At 63.6% G+C, this 20498-nt stretch carries 14 protein-coding genes, 1 tRNA gene and 1 pseudogene; 3 read left to right on the top strand and 13 right to left on the bottom strand.

The window, feature by feature from the left end; genetic code table 11:
- Positions 1-8: 8 nt before the first annotated feature.
- The 5 genes from U5A82_RS18300 to lptB all read right to left on the bottom strand — a co-directional run bounded on the left by U5A82_RS18300 (position 9) and on the right by lptB (position 4840).
- Positions 9-84, bottom strand: a tRNA-Val gene (locus U5A82_RS18300).
- 62 nt (positions 85-146) lie between these two features.
- On the bottom strand, positions 147-1154 hold the full coding sequence (locus U5A82_RS18295) for a MarR family transcriptional regulator (protein WP_326292306.1): 1008 nt from the start codon (positions 1152-1154) through the stop codon (positions 147-149).
- A 231-nt stretch (positions 1155-1385) separates the two neighbouring features.
- Positions 1386-2237 (bottom strand): D-amino-acid transaminase, encoded by an 852-nt coding sequence (locus tag U5A82_RS18290; protein ID WP_326292305.1) that lies wholly within the window; start codon positions 2235-2237, stop codon positions 1386-1388.
- Between the two features lie 254 nt (positions 2238-2491).
- Positions 2492-4012, bottom strand: a complete 1521-nt coding sequence (gene rpoN / locus U5A82_RS18285) for an RNA polymerase factor sigma-54 (protein WP_326292304.1) — start codon at positions 4010-4012, stop codon at positions 2492-2494.
- 45 nt (positions 4013-4057) lie between these two features.
- A complete protein-coding gene (gene lptB, locus U5A82_RS18280; RefSeq protein ID WP_326292303.1) occupies positions 4058-4840 on the bottom strand; it encodes an LPS export ABC transporter ATP-binding protein in 783 nt (260 codons plus the stop codon).
- Positions 4841-5362: 522 nt separating this feature from the next.
- On the opposite strand from lptB, the gene U5A82_RS18275 reads away from it, so the two are divergent.
- Positions 5363-5665 carry a hypothetical protein gene (locus tag U5A82_RS18275; protein WP_326292302.1) on the top strand — a complete coding sequence of 101 codons (303 nt, stop codon included), beginning with the start codon at positions 5363-5365 and terminating at the stop codon, positions 5663-5665.
- Between the two features lie 73 nt (positions 5666-5738).
- A pseudogene (locus U5A82_RS18270) lies at positions 5739-6508 on the top strand (hypothetical protein).
- A 75-nt stretch (positions 6509-6583) separates the two neighbouring features.
- Here U5A82_RS18270 and U5A82_RS18265 read toward each other — a convergent pair.
- The 7 genes from U5A82_RS18265 to araD1 all read right to left on the bottom strand — a co-directional run bounded on the left by U5A82_RS18265 (position 6584) and on the right by araD1 (position 17984).
- On the bottom strand, positions 6584-8626 hold the full coding sequence (locus tag U5A82_RS18265) for a discoidin domain-containing protein (protein WP_326292301.1): 2043 nt from the start codon (positions 8624-8626) through the stop codon (positions 6584-6586).
- 111 nt (positions 8627-8737) lie between these two features.
- Complete coding sequence (locus tag U5A82_RS18260) at positions 8738-11587, bottom strand: TonB-dependent receptor (protein ID WP_326292300.1); 2850 nt, start codon at positions 11585-11587, stop codon at positions 8738-8740.
- 250 nt (positions 11588-11837) lie between these two features.
- Positions 11838-13265, bottom strand: a complete 1428-nt coding sequence (locus tag U5A82_RS18255) for a family 43 glycosylhydrolase (protein ID WP_326292299.1) — start codon at positions 13263-13265, stop codon at positions 11838-11840.
- A 36-nt stretch (positions 13266-13301) separates the two neighbouring features.
- Positions 13302-14354, bottom strand: coding sequence for an arabinan endo-1,5-alpha-L-arabinosidase (locus tag U5A82_RS18250; RefSeq protein WP_326292298.1), 1053 nt, complete (start codon positions 14352-14354; stop codon positions 13302-13304).
- Between the two features lie 111 nt (positions 14355-14465).
- Positions 14466-16034 (bottom strand): alpha-N-arabinofuranosidase, encoded by a 1569-nt coding sequence (locus tag U5A82_RS18245; protein ID WP_326292297.1) that lies wholly within the window; start codon positions 16032-16034, stop codon positions 14466-14468.
- A 20-nt stretch (positions 16035-16054) separates the two neighbouring features.
- On the bottom strand, positions 16055-16981 hold the full coding sequence (locus tag U5A82_RS18240) for a Gfo/Idh/MocA family protein (RefSeq protein ID WP_326292296.1): 927 nt from the start codon (positions 16979-16981) through the stop codon (positions 16055-16057).
- A 10-nt stretch (positions 16982-16991) separates the two neighbouring features.
- Positions 16992-17984: an AraD1 family protein gene (gene araD1 / locus U5A82_RS18235; protein WP_326292295.1), complete on the bottom strand. Its 993-nt coding sequence runs from the start codon at positions 17982-17984 to the stop codon at positions 16992-16994.
- Positions 17985-18187: 203 nt separating this feature from the next.
- Here araD1 and U5A82_RS18230 point away from each other — a divergent pair, with 203 nt between their 5' ends.
- The gene (locus tag U5A82_RS18230; protein ID WP_326292294.1) at positions 18188-18952 is read left to right on the top strand and encodes a FadR/GntR family transcriptional regulator; all 765 of its coding nucleotides are present in this window, start codon (positions 18188-18190) and stop codon (positions 18950-18952) included.
- 144 nt (positions 18953-19096) lie between these two features.
- Here the strand turns inward: U5A82_RS18230 and U5A82_RS18225 are convergent, their stop codons facing one another.
- Positions 19097-20404 (bottom strand): sugar MFS transporter, encoded by a 1308-nt coding sequence (locus U5A82_RS18225; RefSeq protein ID WP_326292293.1) that lies wholly within the window; start codon positions 20402-20404, stop codon positions 19097-19099.
- Between the last annotated feature and the right edge of the window lie 94 nt (positions 20405-20498).

Genomic DNA, 20498 nt, shown 5'->3' with positions numbered 1-20498 from the left:
CTTTATAATGGTGGGCGATGACGGGCTCGAACCGCCGACATTCTCGGTGTAAACGAGACGCTCTACCAACTGAGCTAATCGCCCCCGTGATCGGGTGGGGTCTATCTAGGGGAAAAAGCCCCGGCGTCAAGCGGGCATGCGGCCCCTTATGTGCCGAGCAGGCGGCGGCTGGCTCCGAACCAGCGGGTCAGCGCGTCGGCGGCCTCCTGCGCTAGGGCGATGAAAACGCGGCGGCCGTCATGGGGATCGGCCTGCCGCTCCACCAGCCCCTTGTCGGTCAGGGTGCGAATCCAGCGCAAGGCGGTCGTGGGCGGCACTGCGGCGGCGATACACAGGCTGGATACCGATACCCGTTCCTGTTCCAGCCGCGCGGCCAGCAGGTCCAGCATCATGTCCCAGGCCGGGTCGGCGAACAGATCGCCGGGCAGGAAATCCGCCCGTATCCGTCGGGCGCGCAGCAGGTCGCGAACTTGCGCGGCGGTGATGGTCGCCGTCGGCTTCTCCGTCGTTTGCGGTGGCGCGCCCATTGGGGAGAGTGCGGGCATGCCGATATAGTCGCTGGGCCGATCGGAAATGCGGGGGCCAAGATCGAAGCTGGGCGTGGCCATCCGCGTGCGCTCGGTCAGCGCGTCAAGGGTTCGGGCGAGGCGGCCCACCTCGGCGCTTAATTGTGCGAGGCGGGCGCCTTCCCGATCCACCTCATGCACCTGGCTGGTGATGGGCCGATGTTCGCCCGCCGCCACCAGCGCGGCGGCCAGTTCGGTGCGATCGGGGTCGCACAGCAATTGACTGTGCGGACTGCGCAGGCAGGCGAAGGCCAGTTCGACGGTGTCCCATCCTGTCACCAGAATCACGGACACGCCATTATGGATGGCCTGGGTTTCGACCTGGACCAACAGCCGTTCCAGCAGAGGCGTCGCGGACGGGCAGAAAAGAAGGATCGTGTCACACTGGGCCTGAAGGTCGAGCCGGACCGGCGCATCGGCCAGAGGCGTGACGCCCAGCAGGCGAAGGCCCGCCGCCGTCGCGACGGGTTCGAGATCGGGCGCTTCCATATCGTCCGCGATCACCAGCAGGCTGGCGCGTTCGTCCCGTGGCGCGAGCGGTGCGGCCGTGGCGGTCTGGGGCGCGGCGTAGGAGAAATCTTTCATCATGATCCGATCCTGTTCTACCTTCGTTCCGGAGACTAAAGCAAGAATGGATCGTTTCAGCCCCGCAAATCAGCCATTATGGAGTAGGTCTGGATCAAGATGCCGCCCGGTCGCTGCTGGCGACCGGTTCATGCCGGTTTTTTATCCATCTCATCGCCATTTCCAGGCCAAAATGATGGAAGTTTTCTGCCCAGTTAGAAAAGAATGAAGCTTCCTCCATAATGGAGATATTTGTCAGACGGCTGTCGCACGAGCGAAGTCGATATAAAGGTCGCGCAGGCGGGTTGAGACTGGGCCGGGCTTGCCATCGCCGATCGCCTGCCCGTCGATCCGCACTACCGACAGGCACAGGGTCGACGCACTGGTGATGAAGGCTTCCCGGGCCGCCAATGCTTCCGTGATGGTGAAGGGGCGGCGGATGACGGCAAGGCCGCTTTCTTCGGCCAGTGCGGTCAGCGCCGCGCCGGTGCAGCCGGCCAACACAGACTGGCTATAGGGCCGCGTGATGATGCCTTCGTCGGTGACGATGAAGGCGGTGGAGGATGCGCCTTCGGTGACGAAGCCGTCCTCGATCATCCAGGCTTCCTGCGCGCCTGCGTCCTTGGCGGCCTGCTTGGCCATGACCTGGGCAAGCAGGCCGACGCTCTTGATGTCGCGCCGCGCCCAGCGCAGGTCGGGCATGGTGGCGACCGCGATGCCCGTGCTGACCGCAGGCACGTGCAAGACCGGCTTGTCCTGCATGAACATGAAGAGGGTGGGCTGCATGTCCGGCGCGGGGATGAAGTCGCGGCTCACGTCCGCGCCGCGCGTGATCTGGAGATAGACCAGCCCCTCGGATAATCCGCTGCGGGCGATCAGTTCCCTTTGGGCGGCTTCGATGTCTGCGGTCGAGATCGGCAGGGCGATGCCGATCGCGGCGGTGGAGCGCTCCAGTCGGGCCAGATGGCTGGCGCTGTCGACTAGGCCCCCGTCGATCACGGCGGCGACTTCATAGATGCCGTCCGCGAACAGGAAACCGCGATCGAGCGGGGAGATGCGGACATCTTCGAGGGGCAGGAAAGCGCCGTTCAGATAGGCAACGGACATGGGCGAGGCGATCCTTTTCAGGCTGATCCAACAGGCGGAATTTGGCCGCCGCTTTTGCCGGTCGCGTCGAGCGGGTCAAGGGTGGTGGGGGGCTGACGAATAGGGTTTCCATCGCTTAACTTCCCACATTTCCCGCACATTTCGACATTTTGTTGCGCGCTTGCGATCCTATCGGAAAGGGGTGGTGTATGGCCCGGTCGTCACGAAAAGCCGGATATCTGGTATCAGAATAGCGTCAGGTAGGACAGCGCCGGTCAGGCCGCCTTGCCCTTGAGCGCCTTTTGCCGACGGCGCTGGACCGAAGAGCCGATGCCGAGCGCTTCGCGATATTTGGCGACGGTGCGGCGGGCGATATCCATGCCGCGCGCGCGGAGCAGATCGACCAGCGTGTCGTCGGAGAGGATCGCCTGCGGGTCTTCGGCCCCGATCAGCGCCTTGATATGGCTCTTGACCGCTTCGGCCGAGACGGCGGCGCCATCCGCGTCGGAGGAGGACACGCCGCTGGTGAAGAAATATTTCAGCTCGTAGAGTCCGCGCGGACAGGACAGATATTTGTTGGAGGTGACGCGGCTGACGGTCGATTCATGCATGGCGATCGTGTCGGCGACGGTTTTCAGCGTCAGGGGCTTCAGATGGGCTACGCCGTGGTGGAAGAAGGCTTCCTGCGTGCGGACGATCTCGCTCGCCACCTTGATGATCGTCTTTTGCCGCTGGTCCAGCGCCTTCACCAGCCAGTTGGCGCTGGCCAGGCAATCGGCGAGCCAGGCCTTGGCGTTCCTGTCCTGCGGTCCGCTCGACAATTCGACATAATAGCTGCGGTTGACGAGGACGCGGGGCAGGGTGGCGCTGTTGACCTCTATCGCCCAGCCGTCGCGGGTCGGGCGCACGAACAGGTCCGGCGTGACCGGCGCGGCGCGTTCGCTGGTGAATTGCAGGCCGGGCTTGGGGTCGTAGCTGCGCAGTTCGGCGATCATGTCCGCCATATCCTCCTCATCCACGCCGCAGATGCGGCGCAGCTGGGGCAGGGCGCCCTTTGCCAGCAGATCCAGATTGGCGAGCAGGCGCGCCATGCAGGGATCGTGGCGGTCGGCCTCCTTGGCCTGGAGCGCGAGACATTCGGACAGGCTGCGCGCGCCGACGCCGGTGGGGTCGAATGTGTGGATGACGCCCAGAACCCGTTCGACATCGAAAAGGGGCACGCCCAGGCCATGGGCGGTGGCAAGCAGGTTCGCTTCCAGATAGCCCGCTTCGCTGATCTGGCCGATCAACTGGGTGGCGATGAACAGGTCCATGTCCGACATTGCGGCGCGCGCCTGCCCCATCAGATGTTCCTGAAGGCCCATGTCGGGCGCGGCGAAACTGTCGAAGTCCGGCGCGTCCTCCGCATAGCTGCCGGCCATCGCGTCCGTGCCGCTGCCGCTTGTCCCATGGGCTTCGGCCATGCGATCGCCGGGACCATCGTCGATGAAGCTGTTCGCGCCATGATCGACGTCGAGCGGATTGTCGGCGACGCCCAGCCCCTGCGCGATGAGGTCGTCGCTCGCGCCGGTTTCGGCCGACAGGGTGGGTGCTTCGATCGTCCGGTCCACGCCGTCGGGCGTGGGCGGCGCATCGTCGCCGCCGGTTTCAAGCAGCGGGTTCTTTTCCAGTTCGCCCGCGACGAAGGCTTCGATTTCCAGATTGGACAATGTCAGCAGCTTGATCGCCTGCTGCAATTGCGGCGTCATGACCAGAGACTGGCTCTGCCGAATGTCGAGACGCGGCCCGAGCGCCATCAGTGCGCGTCCCGATCAACAGGAAGGGTGCGCGCGTGTCTCATCTCAAAGCTGGAAATTCTCGCCCAGATAGAGGCGGCGGACGTCGGCATTGGCGACCAGTTCGGTCGGATTGCCGGCAAAGAGAACCTGCCCGCCATAGATGATGCAGGCGCGATCGACGATTTCCAGCGTTTCGCGGACATTATGGTCGGTGATGAGGACGCCGATGCCGCGCGTCTTCAAATCCTTCACAAGATCGCGAATGTCGGCGATCGAGAGCGGATCGATACCCGCGAAAGGCTCGTCCAGCAGCACGATCGAGGGGTTGGCGGCCAGCGCACGGGCGATTTCGCAGCGGCGGCGTTCGCCGCCCGACAGCGCCATCGCGGCCGAATTGCGCAGGCGGGCGAGGCCGAATTCGGTGAGCAGCTGTTCGAGCCGCGCTTCGCGGGCGGCCTTGTCCGGTTCTGCCAGTTCCAGCACCGCGCTGATATTCTGCGCCACGGTCATGCCGCGAAAGATGGAGGTTTCCTGCGGCAGATAGCCCAGGCCCAATATGGCGCGGCGGTACATGGGCAGGTTGGTGATGTCCTGGCCGTCCAGCACGATGCGCCCATGATCGGGGCGCACCAGGCCCATGACCGAATAGAAGCAGGTCGTTTTGCCCGCGCCATTGGGGCCGAGCAGGCCGACGACCTCTCCCTTGCCCACGGTCAGCGACACGTCGGACAGGACGACGCGCTTGTCATAGCTTTTGGCGATGGAAATGACCGACAGGCCGTCGCTCACTTCATGCGGGATTTGCGGGCGTTGCGCCGTCCGTTCCGGGGTCATCACGTCGTCCATGCGTCTTGTCCTTGCAGCCGTTTGACTAAGCATCCCTTAAACGCCGGAACGCGTACGGCAGTTGGCAAGCTTTGTGCATGGGATTGCCGCCGGAGCAAGGGGAAAATGGTGATAGGGGCTTGCCGGTCGACGGAGGCTTTCACCAGTCCCAGTGCGACAGCGCCGGTCCGGGCGCCTATTCCAGGTCTGCCCGCCGGGAGCGAACCGTTGGTCATCGGTGCGACCGGCTGGCGCACCTGTTAGCTGGCGGCAGTCCGCACCGCGCTTCGCCAGCGAATCACGGTGATTCGGCGGCGACGCTTTATGTCTGGTGGCGACAGATTGTTGCTGGAGTCGGACCAGTGGAAGTGGGAAAACCGTTACGGGTTCATGTGGAATTCAGGCGCGTTTTTGGCGGAATAGCGTAACTTCGCTCAAGGCTCCGTTCGACTGGCGTCATGCACAGCCGGACAGAATCGCGTTGTCCGCCGCTCTGCGCTGAGCTTGGAAACATGACGGTTTATTGACCATCAGGAGAAAAATATGTCGCCGTCTCTGACGAAAATGGCCCCGCTTGCCGTGGTTTTGATTGGCTCGATGGGCTTGGGTGGCTGCGCCACGAAGGGGTTCGTCCGCGAACAGGTCGCCACCGTGAACCAGCGCGTGGATGCGCTCGACGCGAAATTGCAGACTACCGATGGCACCGCCCAGCAGGCCCTGGCCGAAGCGCGGTCGGCGTCCGGCCAGGCGCAGCAGAACAGCCAGCGGCTGGAACAATTGAACGGCCGCGTCGACGGGGTCGAGCAGCAATTGCAGCAGGCCCAGCGCAAGCGCGCTCGCAACTAAGGTCGCAGACGGCTATCTGCTATACGGGTCGGCGCTTTCCTTCGCGTCGGCCCTTTTTTGAGTTTTGCCCTGCATGATTCCTGCTTTTCTGGCGCTGATGGCGCTTGCGCTCACCGTGTCCACGCCCGCTCAGGCGGCCGACCGTCGTCCGGCCACGGCCAAGCGGAGCACCGCCAAGCCCGCTGCCATCAAGCCCAAGGCCGCCAAGTCCAAGGCAGCCAAGCCAGATGCCGTGACAGCCCAAGACGCACCCGCGCCGGAACTGTCGGCATCCGCCACGCGGGTCGCCGACTGGGTGATGAGCGCGCGGGACAATCGCGCGTTGCCCTACATCATCATCGACAAGCCGTCGGCCGCCGCCTTCCTCTATGATGCCAAGGGCAAGCTGCTGGCCCATGGGCCGGTGCTGATCGGCATCATGCCGGGAGATGACGCGACGCCCGGCATCGGCAGCAAAAGCCTGTCGGAGATCGGACCGGCGGAAAAGACGACGCCTGCCGGGCGTTATCTGGCGAAATTCGGCGTGGCGGCGGGCAAGCAGCGGGTCTTGTGGGTCGATTATGCGACCTCCGTCGCGCTGCACACCATCCCGCCGGGCAATCCCAAGGAGAAGCGCAAGGAGCGGATGCTGTCCCCGAAATAGACGACAACCGCATCACTTTCGGCTGCATCAACGTGCCCAAGGCCTTCTATGCCAAGGTCAGCCCGCTGTTTCGCAGGAAGGGGGGATATGTCTATATCCTGCCCGATACCAAGCCGATCGAGGATGTCTTCCCCCGGTTGCGGGTCCAGCCTTTTCTGAATGCCGCGCGCGATGCCAATTCTTTGGCGACCACGCAATAGAGGGGTTATCTATCGTCCGGCGGGCCGGGCCTTCGCCTGGGCGCGACGACGCCCGGTTCCTTGGCCGCCGCTTCGTTATTGCGCAAACAGCTTGAATTCGGCGAGGCGGGTCGCCTTGCCCTGGGGCTGGGTGAAGAGCAGGCGGACCTTGCTGGTCTGAAGCTTCGGCCAGCGGACATCGGTCACGCCGTTGGCGACCGGGCTGCCCTTTGGCGCGGCGATGTCACGCCAGTCTCCATCGACCCACGCTTGGAGCCGATAGCCTTGCGGGGCGGCGAAGCCCTCGCCGTCGGCGAAGAAGGCCAGTTCGGCGCGGGCGAGGTCGGTCGGCTTGCCAAGGTCGATGGCATACCATTGTTGCGCCGGAGAGGGTGCGGACGACCAGCCATTGGGCAGTTCCCGGAAGAACCAGGTGCGGCCGTCGATCGCATCATGGACATTTTCGATGTCGCTATTGCTGGACGTCGATCCCATCGGGAATTGCCCGCGCACCAGTTGTACGGCGAGGTTGATCGGACGGGCGATGGCGGGTGTGGGCGCGCGGTCGATCGGAACCTCTATGCGGCCCAGCGTGTCGCGCCGTGCGACTTCCCTGCCGTCCACTTCGATCGCCAGCCCCTTGCCCCGGCCGTAATGGCGGCCGTCTGCGTCCCACGTCACCGCGACCTTGTGGCCGTGATAGGGCACGTCCTGCACCCGGAACCAGGCGAGCGCCTGCGGATCGCGCGCATCGGGGAGCAGTGGGTTCACTTCCAGCATGTCGTCGGCGCGCGGGCGGATGCCGACCAGGCCGGTCAGGATCAGGTCGTTAAAACCCGAATGGAAATAATGGTGGCTGCGGTCGAGGCCGACGATCGGCTTGCCGGTCTCCGGGTGATAATCCTCCTCGATATCCAGGCGCCTATCCCGACCGACGCCCTGATAATGGAGCGCGGCATATTGGCGCAGCAGCCGCATATAGGCGCTGCGGGTGACGGGGCCGGTCTGCCGGGCATGGTCGAGCAGATTGGCCATGCCGTGCAGCACCTGCGTCGTCTGATAAGGCCAGACGGGGCCGTTCCACTGGCATTCCGGCGCGTCGCCCAGATAGCGATATTGCCGCATATAATATTCGTAACTGGCCTCGACCGTGCGCATGCCCGCCTTACCGGCCAGCGAGGCGGGGTCGAGCAGATGCGCCCAGGCGGCGGCATATTGCGCATCGTCGGGGACGAGGTCGAACATCCACGGGAGATAGCCGACCAGTTCGCGGTTACGGATCGGCTCCCAATAGTTGACGAACGGGTTCTTGCGCGACTGGTGACGGTCGATGAAGTGGCTGAGCCTGTCGCTCCACAGGTCGGCGAGGACGCGCTTTTGCAGGGCGTCGGCGCGGGCGGCATAGGCGGCGGCGAGTGGCTTGTCGCCCGCCATGTCGGCCATGCGCGACAGGGCGCGGGCATTGGCGAACATATAGCTGTTGATCGAAGGGCGGAACGCATTGCCGCCCCGAAATCCGTCCTTGCCGCCCGACGCGTCGATCGAGGAGACGGTATATTCGGTGGCGTCGAGCAGCGGCTCCACGAAATACAGCCCCTTGTCGAAGTCGTACTTGTCGTCCCACAGCCGATAGATGTGGTTCATGACGGGCAGATGCTTCAGGGCATCGCGACGTTCGGCATCGACCAGGTAACGGCCCCAGACCGAGTCCGCCATATGATCGGTAAAGTGGCGGTCGTTGCCACCGCTGCCATACATGAAATTGATATAGTCGTCCGCGAAACGCCGGTCATTGAGCCAGCGTCCCTCGCCTATGTGGAACCCACTGGCATCGTTCAGGCTGGCATAGGGGTGGCGCTGCCAGTCGACATCATCGAAAAATTCGGTGGTGATATAGCCTTCCGCGCCCAGATCGCGCTGATGGCCGCGATAGAGCTGCCAGCGATAATAATAGACGGCGTCGATTTGGGGATCGGCCGATTCGAAGAAGGGGATGCGGTGTTCATACCAAGGCGCATCGTTGCCGAAACGCTGCGTGGCTATGGCGGCGGTGTCGAGCGTGGCGGGGGGCGGGGGAGACGCGGCGCCGATCCCGATCATCGCGGCCCCGGCCAGCAGAAGCATCCTCATCGCGCGCATCGTCATCCTCCTTCCAAATAAATATGGCGGCCGTGCCGGGACTGGAGAGGGTCCCGATACGGCCGCCATGATATGGGGCACGGCGAGGAGACGCCGCGCCCCATCGGGCACTTATTTAAAGGTGTAGCGGACACCCAGCGCGAAGGTGCGCGATAGCAGGGTGGTGCCGAGGTTGAACTGATCCGGCCCGCCGACATCCTCAAACTTATAATATGTCTGCTGTTTCGACTTGGTCAGGTTCACCGCGTCGAAGGTCACGCCCAGGCGATCGTTGACGTTCCAGGTGAGCTGAAGGTCCAGGCTCTTTTCCGGGTTGCGCCATACACCGATCGGGTTGGCGAACAGACGGGCTTCGTTGTTCGCCAGGAACTCCTTGCGCCAGATATAGGACAGGCGCGCCCCGATAGGGCCGTTGTCATAAGCGAGAGTGGCGTTGTAGCTGAGGTCCGATACGCCGAAGAAGGACGAGGTCGACTGGCCAGTGATATTGCCTGCCGAATCCGACTGCGGAATATTCTGCTTGGAATCAAGGATCGTGACGCTGCCTACGAAGCCCAGGCCGTTGAGGACGCTGGGCAGGTAGGACGGGAAGTAGGTCAGGCCCAGTTCGATGCCCTTGAGCACGCCGTCCGACGCGTTGACGGGCCGCGTGATGGCGAAATTATTGGTCGCGCCCGCCACGATGCCATTGTTGGGAATGAATTCCTGCACCGTCAGCGGCACGACTAGCCCACTGATCTTACGACGGAAAGCCGTCGCGGTGATCGCGCTGTTCCGCTCGAAATACCATTCCAGCGCCACGTCGATATTCTTGGAATGAGTCGGGTTGAGCGACGCCGTGCCTGCCGTACCGCTGCCATAGCCAAGGTTGGTCAGGTCGCCGACCAGATTATAATTGGGATTGATGTCGGTGAAGTTGGGCCGACGCAGGGTTTCGCCATAGTTGAAGCGCACGCGCAGATTGTCGAAAATCTCGTAGCGCGCCGTGAAGCTGGGCAGGAACTTGTCCGACCCGCGCGACACGCTTGTCTGTGCGCCACCATTATAGCGGTCGAAGAAGTCATAGTCGGTATCGACGGTGACATAGCGCACGCCGCCCTGGAGCTTAAGCGGGCGACCGAAGATCGACACTTCGCCATCGGCCTGGAGATAGGCGGCGATGGTGCTTTCGTCGATGTTGAACACGCGCTGGAGCGACAGCTGGTCCGCCGTCCGCAGGCCGTAGAGGCCACGCACCGTGTCGGCATTGTCGTGCAGCCAGTAACCGCTGGGCAGGGTCCAGCTGGTCGGCACATCGGCACCGCCCTGATAGAAATCCTTGTTGGTGAAGGCGGCGTCCGTGCCAAGGCCTGCAAGCGTGGTGCGTGCCCGCGGCGCGCCTGCATCCTGCGTCCGCACGGACGTCGACGCCTTGCGCTGGTCTATGCGGATACCGGCCTTGATCTGGCGGATGAAGCCTTCATCCCAGGTGTAGTAGCCGTCGAGCGTGCCGGTGATGGCGCTGCCCTTGTCGCGATTGGCGTTGTCGTAAAATTGCGCGACGTTCCAGAGGGCCGGATTGGTCAGCACGCTGTCGTCATTGAAGTGGAACGAGGGGATGCCGCCGCCAGCGTTGAAATCGACGTTGATAGAGTTCCGGGTGCTCGCGCGCTCTGTCCGCATGGCGAGGAAGGAAGATTTCACCGTGCTGGTCTGATAGGCGATGTCGCCCACGATCTTGCCGCGATCGCCCAAGTCCCACTTGCCGTTCAGCGCATAGACGAAGCTATCCGTCTTAGACTTGTTATAGTCTCCGCTGTTGAAGCCATAGACGTTGTTGGCAACGCGCGATTTGACGATGTTGGTGCCTTCATACAGCGTCGGCGCCTGCGGATTGTCCCAGAAATCGACGAAGCTGAATTGCAGGCTGTTGAAGGTTTCGCCGCGGAATCCGGCATAGAAGACCTCAGCCGTATAGACCGAGCTGGCGTTGGGCGCCCATTGCAGCGCAACGTTGAAGGACGGACGCTCGCGCTTGCCATAGAGATCGGAGCTGAACACGGCGTCGCGCGAGAGCCAATAGGGCGTGGAAATGCCGTTGACGAGCATCGAGGAACCGGCGGCGGTGGACAGGCCGCGATCCAGACCGGGGGTCCATTCACCAGCGCCTGGGCCACGAATATACGCGCCTGTAACCGGGTTCCGGCCAGCCGGGAAAATGCGCTGGAAACCAGTCAGGCCTGTACCTGCGGAAGGCGTTAGCGTGGCGAAGGGCACCAGCGCGCCCGCCGTCACTGTCTGATCGCGATATTTGGTGCGAGTGTAGCTGCCATTCACCAGAATGCCGATGTCGCCGATGCCGGTTTCCCAGCGGTCGCTGACCAGCAGTGCTACGTTCGGATTATAGGTGTCGGCCTGCTCATTATAGATGCCGCGCGCCAGGCCCGAAATGGCGAAACCGTCGAAATCGAACGGACGGCGCGTCTGAACATCGACTTGTCCAGCGAGGCCGGTTTCGATCTGATCGGCCGAGCGTGTCTTGAACACGTCGACGCGGTTGACGAGGTTCGCCGAAATATCCTGAAGCGAGAAGGCCTGCCCCGCAGCGGTGAAGATGTTGCGGCCGTTGAGGGTCGTCAGCGCATCGGTCAGGCCGCGGATCGAAATACCTGCCGCTTCGCCCCCCGTGCGGTTCGTGACCTGAACACCGGTGACGCGCTGGAGCGCTTCGATGACATTGTTGTCGGGCAGCTTGCCGACATCTTCCGACACGATCGAATTGACGATCTGAGTGGAATTCTTGCGGACGTTCAACGCGCCCACGATCGAGGCGCGGACGCCGGTCACGACGATGTCGGCGGCTTCGTCGCTGCCCTGCGCGGCCTGCGGCTGCGGGGCGGTCGTGTCCTGCGCCTGTGCGGTGCCAGCCAGCATGAGTGCGAAGATGGAAGCGGAAGCGAGTGTGATCGGCTTGATTGCCATTTGGATATCCTCCCCGGAAGCTGGCGATTACGCCATGCGTGAATTACTCTGACTAATTATTGCTCCGACAAATGAATCGCAAGCGGAAATTTGGGGTTCGCTCCCACGAATTGGGATGCCAGTGACATTTATGCCGCATCTTAGGAAAATAGAGTATTCCCTAGGGTAAAGCGGCGAAAATTAGAAAAAGGGGCCGATTGCGCACGGCAACCGGCCCCTGTTGTTCGTTCATTAGTCAGACTTGGCAGCGTCAGTCGGCGCGCCAATATGCGCTGGCGTCGCGACTGGGGACGAGGCGAACCTGACCGTCCGCCAGGCCCAGCGCCTTGCCGGGGGCGGAGATGGCGGCGAAGCGCAACTGACCGCCGGCCTTGTCTTCCAGCCGTACGAACTGGCTGCGCAGGGCGAAGTCGGCGCTCTTGCTGTCCTGTTCCAGCGTCACCGACCCATCCTTTTTCGCGACCAGATAATGGTCGGGCAGCAGGATGGGGGACAGCATCACGCTTTGCTTGCCGGCCCGGCCCTGTGTCTGGCGGAACTGGGTCTGGGCCAGCGCCGGGTTGCCGGCCAGCAGGCTGGCGCCGTCATGGGCCAGCAGGCGCGTCGGGTCGGCGGCGGAAATGAAGCGTTCGGGCAGCGGGCCATTGCCCACGGGCACGCCGAAATCGGGCGTGCCGTCGGCGGTGTAATAGAGGCGCTGGACACGGGTGTGGCGATCGGGGTTGAGCAGCGGATCGCCTTGGATCGTTTCATAATCGCGGCCATGATAGACCAGCATGTCCCGGCCCTGCTCATCCACCGTGAAGCTGTTGTGGCCGGGGCCATAGACGCTGGTCGCCTTGTTGCTGACGAAGACCGGCTGGGGCGATTTGGTCCAGCTCTTGGCATCCAGCAGGTCCGCATTTTCGTCTGCCGTCAACAGGCCCAGGCAATAGCGCGCATCGGTGGCGCTGGCCGAATAGGTCATGAACAGGCGGCCGTTGCGATGCAGGACGGCGGGCGCTTCGGCGACTTTGTAGCCGCGCACTTCCCAATCGAGCGTCGGGACCGTCAGGCGCGTGACCGTCTTGCCCAGCTTGAGCGGCGATTCCAGCCTGGCGATATAGAGGTTGCTGTTGGTTTCGATGCCCGGTTCGCGCTGCGCCCAAGCGAAATAGCGTATGCCCTTATGCACGAAACTGGTCGAATCGAGGTTGAAACTGTCCCAGGGCGTCTGCAATTCACCCAGCACACGCCACTTGCCGGTCATCGGATCGGGCCCGTCGCAGACGATCGCATAGGTGCGGATTCGGAACACGTCGTCGCCACCGCCTGCCGGACCGGCGGCGAAATACATATACCATGTGCCGTCGATCTGATGGAGTTCGGGCGCCCAGATATAGCCCGAACGCGGGCCGCTGGCCTCATGCCGCCACAGCACCGCTTCCTTTGCGGTGGCCAGGCCCGCGATCGTCTTCGACTGGCGCAGCACCAGCCGGTCATATTCGGGAACGGAGCCGGTCAGATAATAATAGCCGTCGTCGTGGCGGAACACCTGCGCATCGGCGCGCTGCTTGACCAGCGGATTGACCGGGACCGGCGCGGTGGCCGGGGTCGAGGCGGCCTGGACGATGGCAGGCGTTGCGGACAGCGCGGCGGCGCTGCCGATGAAGCCGCGGCGGGATAGGGCTAGGGGCATGCGTGTCTCTCCGAATATGTTAGTCGGACTAATAGATTAATATTGGGCGACGGGCCAGCCGTCCGCTCCCCAAATGACCGGCGCAATGCGCAGCGTCGGCGCGCCGTTCGCCTGCTTGTCATAGGCATGATAGACGACATAGTCCCTGCCATCCCCACCCTTGGCATCAACGTCATGCAGCCAGCCCGCATGGCCGGGGCCACGGAAACGCTGCTGTTCGGCCAAGTCGGCGCGCAGGAAAATGGTGCCGCCGCCCTCCATCAGGGGGCTGCCGTCCTTGCCCAGATAGGGGCCGGTGATGGCCTTGGATCGACCCATGACGGTATAATAGGTGCTGTTCACGCCCTTGCAGCAATAGTCGTAGCTGACCATCAGCCAATAATAGCCGCCATGGTCGACGATGAAGGGCGCCTCGACCGGGGCCGGGCCGCCTGCGGGGGCGGGGCGGCGGGCGATCGACAGCGGCTTGGCCTTCGCATCCTTGGGCTTGCCGGTCTTCGGGTCGAGTGCGAACAGCTTGATCCCGGTCCAGAAACTGCCCAGCGACAGCCAGTGGCGGCCATCCCGATCGATGATGAAATTGGGGTCGATGGCGTTATAGTCGTCGTCCTTCGTGGACATGACGACCAGCCCTTCGTCGCGCCAGCCGTAATTTTTCGCCTTGGGGTCCAGCGTCGGGCTGGTGGCGAGGCCGATGGCCGAGCGGTTGGAACCGAAGGTCGATACCGAATAATAAAGGCGGTAGCGGCCGTTGACGTAGCTGATGTCGGGCGCCCACATGCCATCGCTGCCGGGGATCGCGTCCTTCGCCCAGGTGGGAAGGGCGGTGAAGATCGGGTCCCCCGCGGTCCAGGTCACCAGATCCTTCGACGTGCGGGTTTCGATCAGCCGCTTGCCATGGCCGGTGCTGAACACATGATAGGTGTCGCCTTCGCGGGCGATGACGGGATCATGGGTCGGGACTAGGTCGCCGGTCAGGCGGCTGTTGAGGCTGGTGCCGGTCGGTTGCACGGGCTGCTGGGCGCAGGCCGCGCCGACTGTAGCCAGCAGAGCGAGGCCCGCCAGGCTTGTCATGATATGCCGCGTCATGGGGGCCTCTCCCTCTTCTAGCCAATGGTTCCTGCAACCGGCGGGAGCGCGGGAACCGATATATGGGGGATGGAGCGGGCGGCAATTCCACCCTCCGCCCGCTCCAAACTTTTATTGCAGGTCGAGCACGACCACCGACTTGGCCGGCAGCGTCACGGTAAGCGTGCCGCCGCTGATCTGCGCACCGGTGAAGGCGACAGGCTTGACGGTTTCGGGCGCGTCGAACGTGTTGTGCGCATTGATCGCCGATGCGGTCAGGATGCGGCCGGTGACGGTCGCGGCGTTCAGGCCGTCCAGCTTCACGCTCACGGTGTTGGACTGGTTCGGATCAAGGTTCGACAGGCCGACATGGACCTTGCCATCCTTGCCCTTGACCGCCGATCCACTGACGGCGGGCATGGTGAACTGGTCCTTGGCATACCAAGGCGTCTGGATGTCGATCGGCAGCACCGTCGCATCCTGCCAGGGCTTGTACATTTCGAAGACATGATAGGTGGGGGTGAGCACCATCTTCTTGCCGTCGGTGAGGATCATCGCCTGCAGCACGTTCACCATCTGCGCGATCGCCGTCATGCGGACGCGGTCGGCATGACGCGCGAAAATGTCGAGATGGATCGATGCGACCAGCGCGTCGCGCATCGTGTTCTGCTGACGCAGGAAGCCCGGATGGGTGCCCTCATCCTGCGCATACCAGGTGCCCCATTCGTCCACCGCCAGGAAGACGCGCTTGGCCGGATCATATTTGTCCATGATCGCGCTGTGCCGGGTGATCAGGTCGTCCATCCGCCGCGCTTGCGACAGGATATTGGCCCATTGGTTCTCATCGAACGCGGATGGATTGCCGATCGGCGGGAAGGCCCCATTGAGCAACGTGTAATAATGGAGCGAAAGGCCGTCGAGCTTGTCACCCGCCTCCCGCATCATGACTTCGGTCCAGTTGGTGTCGTCGACATTGGCGCCGGCCGCGATCTTCATGATCTTGGTGCCACGTGGCGCCTTGACGAAGGTGGCGTAGCGACGCGTTTCGTCCGCGGCGAATTCGGGCCGCATATTGCCGCCGCAGCCCCACAATTCGTTGCCGATGCCGAAATAGGGGACGGCCCAAGGTTCCTTATGGCCGTTCTTCGCGCGTTCCTCGGCCAGGCTGCCGGCGGGCGAGGTCATATATTCGACCCATTCGGCCATTTCCTGCGGCGTGCCGTTACCGACATTGCCTGAAACATAGGCCTGCGCGCCGACCTGACGGACCAGTTCGAAAAACTCATGCGTGCCGACGCTATTGGGTTCGGTCACGCCGCCCCAATGGGTGTTGATCTTGACCGGGCGCTTGTTCTTCGCGCCGATGCCTTCACGCCAGTGATATTCGTCGGCGAAGCAGCCGCCGGGCCAGCGGATGATCGGCACCGACAGGTTGCGCAGCGCCGAAATCACGTCGTTGCGGAAGCCGTTGGTGTTCGGGATCGACTTGTCGTTGCCGACATAGAGGCCGCCATAGATGCCATTGCCCAGATGTTCTGCGAACTGGGTGAAGATCGCCTTGTCATAGACCGGGCCGGGCTTGTCGGCGTGGATCGTGGCGGTCGTCGGCTTGCCGTCGGTGTCGGCCACGGCGGTGGTGGTCGCGAGCGCGCTGGCGCACAGCAACAGCGCAGCGGAGGCGCGGCGCAGGGATTTCATCATCTTGTCCTCTCCCGTTGGAATTAGTCGTGAAATGCTTGCGTAGTTTCGCGGCGACCGCGCAGGAAGGCGTCGGCCACCAGCCGCAGCGGGCTGGTGTCGACATCCGACCGCCCGCCCCGGATCAGCGTGGCGAAGCGGGCATAGAGGCCCGCATATTCGACATCCTCGCCATGTTCGGTGCCGCTGGGCAGGGTCAGCACCGCGCCGCCATGAGCGAGCTTGAGCGTCCCCGCATCGGTTTCGACCACTATGTCCCAGCTTTGCGGGCCGGTCTGGCGCCAGTCGAGATCCATGTGGATCGGCGCGCCTGCCGTATCGCGGAACATCATGTCGGCGGCGATGGGCGCGGCGCGGTTTTCCGGCAGCACCAGAGTCGCGTCCTTCAGGAAGAAGGGGCGCGGCAATATATGAGTGACGATCGACAGCGCGTTGATGCCAGGATCGAACACGCCCAACCCGCCGGGCTGCCAGATCCACGCCTGGCCCGGATGCCAGACGCGCACGTCTTCGCGCCAGACGATCGAGACCTTTTCGATCCTGCGTTCGGCCAGCCATGCGCGCGCCGGAGCGACCCCGGCGGCAAAGCGGCTGTGCCAGGCGGCGAACAGGCTGACGCCGACCTTGTCGGCCTGGCTTTTGAGCGCTTCCACTTCCGCCAACGTCGCGCCGGGCGGCTTTTCCAGGAAGAGGTGGATGCCCTTCTTCAGCGCCTGCGCCGCCAGGTCATAACGGACCTGCGGCGGGGTGCAGAGCGCGATGGCGTCCACCGCCGGTCCCTGGGCGAGCAGATCGTCCAGGCTGGCATGATGCGGCACGCCGTCCAGCCCAGCATCATGCGGGCTGACGGTGGCCGCCAGGCTGAAAGCGTTGTTGCCCAGAATCGCAGGCACATGCTGATCGCGCGCGATCTTGCCTATGCCCACGATCGCGATGCGGATCGGGTCCATGTCGAAGCGTTCAGAGTTGCTTGACGGCGACCTGAACGGGATCGGCGCGCTTCAAGGCGTTGCGCACCGGCAGGGTGAAGGGCGCCGCGATGATTTCGAACACGTCGCCTTCTTCCGGCACGATGCCGTCGCTGAACGACAAGGTCGCGGTGCCGAAGAAATGAACGTGGACGTCGCCCGCGCGGCGGAACAGATCATATTTGAAATGATGATGTTCCAGGTTCGCGAAGCTGTGCGACATATTGCCTTCGCCCGACAGGAACGGCTTTTCCCAGAGGACTTCGCCGTTGCGGACGATGCGGCTGGACCCTTCGATATGCTCGGGCGGGGTGCCGACCAGCAGTTCCGGGCCAAGCGCGGCCTGACGCAGCTTGCTATGGGCGAGCCACAGATAATTGTGCCGCTCGGTCACATGGTCGCTGAACTCGTTGGCGAGCGCCAGCCCGATGCGATAGGGGGTGCCGTCTTCGCCGATGATATAGATGCCGGCGAGTTCAGGCTCCTCGCCACCATCCTTGGCGAAGGCGGGCATGGTCAGCGGGTCGGTCGGGCCGACCAACTGCGAACCGTCGCCCTTGTAGAACCATTCGGGCTGCTGGCCGACTGCGCCAGCGGCGGGCTTGCCGCCCTCCAGGCCTTCCAGGAACATGCGCATCGAATCCGTCTGCTTTTCGACGGCGGCGGCTTCGCGGTGCATCTTGTCGCGCCCTTCGGCCGAGCCGAGATGCGTCAGGCCGGTGCCGGTCAACTGGATATGCGCGCCGTCTTCATGGTCGATGGGCGCGAGCAGGCGGCCCGCTTCGAATTCGGCGGCGATGTCGATCGCGTCGCCCTGGCCGGCGGCGTCGACCGCGGCGGCAAGGCTGATCTTCTGCGCGATCGCGTGCAGCGCCAGGGCGCGAATGGTGGTGAAGCCCGGCACGATATAGGCCGCATCGCCCTGTGCGGCGATGACCGACCGCTGGCCATTGTCCGAACGGTGCTGCAACAGGCGCAATGTCATGAAAACTCTCCTCCCGCGCGCCTGGAAACGGCGCTCAATTCAAATGCCACAAGCGTTTCGCCACGCGCCTGTTTCGCCCGATGGGGCGAGGCGGTGGCGATGAATCTGATAATTACTCCGACATATTACAGGATGATGGTAATGGCAATGCTTGTATTATAGGGACGGATATGCCTCATTGGGGGAAGGCGAGAGGAACGGAAATGGCAAAGGAAAATCCGTCTTTACATGGGCAAGAGACGGAAAATGGCGGCGGGGCCAAGGCGGTGCGGGGCCCGGGGCGGCGGCTGCACGGGGCGATCGCGCATAAATTGGGCACGGCCATCTTGTCCGGCCAATATCAGCCGGGCGACACCCTGTCGGGCGAAGTCGCCTTCGCCGAAGAATTGGAGGTGTCGCGCAGCGCCTATCGCGAGGCGATCCAGGTGCTGACCGCCAAGGGCCTGGTCGAAAGCAGGCCCAAGGCGGGCACCCGCGTGTTGCCGCGCAATCGCTGGAACCTGCTCGACCCTGAAGTGCTGGCCTGGGCCTTTGCCGGGGAGCCGGACATCCAGTTCGTGCGCGACCTGTTCGAACTGCGCGCCATCGTGGAACCCGCCGCCGCGCGGCTGGCGGCGCAGCGGCGCGACAAGGAGGATCTGCGGATCATGAAGGACGCGCTCGCCGCGATGCGCCGCCATACGCTGGCGACCGAGGCGGGGCGGGCGGCTGACAGGGATTTTCACAATGCGATATTGCACGCGACCCGCAACGACGCGCTGCTGGTGCTGACCGCCAGCATCGGCGCGGCGGTCAACTGGACGACGCAGTATAAGCAGCGCGCCCGCGCGCTGCCGCGCAACCCGATCCCCGACCATGTCCGCGTCTATGATGCGATCGCGGCGGGCGATCCGGCGGCCGCCGCCGAAGCGATGGGCGTGCTGGTCGACCTGGCGCTGGAGGATACGGCGAGCGCGATGGGGACGTGATCGGCTCTGTTCCCCGGCGCAGGCAGGGGTCCAGTTGCGACATTCGATCTGGACCTTGGCCTTCGCCGGGGCACGGAAAAATAAAAGGCCGGAGCGGACATCCCGCTCCGGCCTTTTTCTGTTCCGGAATGCTTGCCCTCGGCTCTATTCGGCGACCTGCTGGTCCGGCAGGCTGTTGGTCGTCTTCGACCCCCACAGCGCGTAGAACAGGATGTAGAGTTCGCAGGCCGCAGTCAGCAGGAAGCTGGTCTGGAGGCCATAATGGTCCGCCAGCCAGCCCTGCACGACCACCAGCGCGCCACCGGCGATCGCCATGATGAGCAGGCCCGATCCTTCCTCGGTCAACGGGCCAAGGCCCTTGATGCCTAGCGTGAAGATGGTGGGGAACATGATCGAGTGGAACAGGCCGACCAGGATCAGCGCCCACATGGCGACGGGGCCGGTGGTGAAGACCGTGACCAGCATGACGATGAACGCACCGATCGAGAAGGCGGCAAGGACATGACCCGCGTCGAACTTCTGCATGATCGCGGAACCCGCGAACCGGCCGATCATCATGCCGCCCCACAGGAAGGTCAGGTAGCGACCGGCCTGTTCATGGGTCAGGTTGGCGATGTCGGGTTGGCTGACGAAGTTCACGAACAGGTTGGCGACGCCGATTTCCGCGATCAGATAGATGAATATCGCCGGAATGCCGAAAACCAGGTTGCGGTGGTTCCAGAGCGAATGCTTCTTGCGCTCTTCCTTGTTGTGGCGCTGCGTCGCATTGCCCATGGCGGGCAACGGGAAGCGGGCGATGACGAAGGCCAGCACGACCAGCACGCCAGCGACCAGCACATAGGGCAGGATCACCGACTGGGCGTCGGCGAGCCGTTCGGCCTGGGTCAGGACGACGTCGCCCTGCGCCGTGCCACCCTTTGATCGGCCCAGGATCAGATAGGCGCCGAACAGGGGCGCCAGCATCGTGCCGGCCGAATTCATCGCCTGCACCAGATTGAGGCGCGAGGATGCGGTTTCGGGCTTGCCGACGATCGCGACATAGGGGTTGGCCGCAACCTGGAGCAGGGTGATGCCGCTGGCGATCACGAACAGCATGACCAGCGTCACGCCATAGGAGGGGATCGACGCCGCGACCGTCATGCCCAGCGCACCCGCCGCCATGATCAGCAGGCCAACGACCAGCGATTTCTGGTATCCGACCCGCTCGATCAGCTTGGCCGAGGGTATCGACGCCACGAAATAGGCGATGAACCACACCGATTCGATCAGCGTCGTCTGGGTGTAGGTCAGTTCGAACACGCTGCGCAGATGCGGCAGCAGCGTATTGTTGATGACCGTGATGAAGCCCCACATGAAGAAGAGGCTGGCCAGCAGCGCAAGCGCAGGGCCGTAGCGCGTACCGGGATTGTGCGCCGCGGTCACGCCCGCGCCTGATGTGATCGGTCCTGCCATTCATCCTTCTCCACTGCAGTTCCAGCAGCATGGGCAGCCGATCTAGGGTTGCGCACGCTCATTTTGTCGGAGTATATCCCCCTTAACCGCCCGT

Origin of the sequence: Sphingobium sp. CR2-8 (genome assembly GCF_035818615.1) — a bacterium.
Classification (GTDB): Bacteria; Pseudomonadota; Alphaproteobacteria; order Sphingomonadales; family Sphingomonadaceae; genus Sphingobium.
The sequence above is the reverse complement of the archived record's forward strand: the minus strand, read 5'-3'. Positions and strand labels throughout refer to the sequence as shown.

What these genes read in the sequence shown, in the direction of transcription:
- U5A82_RS18250 (WP_326292298.1), bottom strand. Translation starts at nt 14,354, where the DNA reads ATGACGCGGCATATCATGACAAGCCTGGCGGGCCTCGCTCTGCTGGCT.
- U5A82_RS18275 (WP_326292302.1), top strand. Translation starts at nt 5,363, where the DNA reads ATGTCGCCGTCTCTGACGAAAATGGCCCCGCTTGCCGTGGTTTTGATT.
- U5A82_RS18295 (WP_326292306.1), bottom strand. Translation starts at nt 1,154, where the DNA reads ATGATGAAAGATTTCTCCTACGCCGCGCCCCAGACCGCCACGGCCGCA.
- U5A82_RS18225 (WP_326292293.1), bottom strand. Translation starts at nt 20,404, where the DNA reads ATGGCAGGACCGATCACATCAGGCGCGGGCGTGACCGCGGCGCACAAT.
- U5A82_RS18260 (WP_326292300.1), bottom strand. Translation starts at nt 11,587, where the DNA reads ATGGCAATCAAGCCGATCACACTCGCTTCCGCTTCCATCTTCGCACTC.
- rpoN (WP_326292304.1), bottom strand. Translation starts at nt 4,012, where the DNA reads ATGGCGCTCGGGCCGCGTCTCGACATTCGGCAGAGCCAGTCTCTGGTC.
- U5A82_RS18265 (WP_326292301.1), bottom strand. Translation starts at nt 8,626, where the DNA reads ATGCGCGCGATGAGGATGCTTCTGCTGGCCGGGGCCGCGATGATCGGG.
- araD1 (WP_326292295.1), bottom strand. Translation starts at nt 17,984, where the DNA reads ATGACATTGCGCCTGTTGCAGCACCGTTCGGACAATGGCCAGCGGTCG.
- U5A82_RS18290 (WP_326292305.1), bottom strand. Translation starts at nt 2,237, where the DNA reads ATGTCCGTTGCCTATCTGAACGGCGCTTTCCTGCCCCTCGAAGATGTC.
- U5A82_RS18255 (WP_326292299.1), bottom strand. Translation starts at nt 13,265, where the DNA reads ATGCCCCTAGCCCTATCCCGCCGCGGCTTCATCGGCAGCGCCGCCGCG.
- lptB (WP_326292303.1), bottom strand. Translation starts at nt 4,840, where the DNA reads ATGGACGACGTGATGACCCCGGAACGGACGGCGCAACGCCCGCAAATC.
- U5A82_RS18245 (WP_326292297.1), bottom strand. Translation starts at nt 16,034, where the DNA reads ATGATGAAATCCCTGCGCCGCGCCTCCGCTGCGCTGTTGCTGTGCGCC.
- U5A82_RS18230 (WP_326292294.1), top strand. Translation starts at nt 18,188, where the DNA reads ATGGCAAAGGAAAATCCGTCTTTACATGGGCAAGAGACGGAAAATGGC.
- U5A82_RS18240 (WP_326292296.1), bottom strand. Translation starts at nt 16,981, where the DNA reads ATGGACCCGATCCGCATCGCGATCGTGGGCATAGGCAAGATCGCGCGC.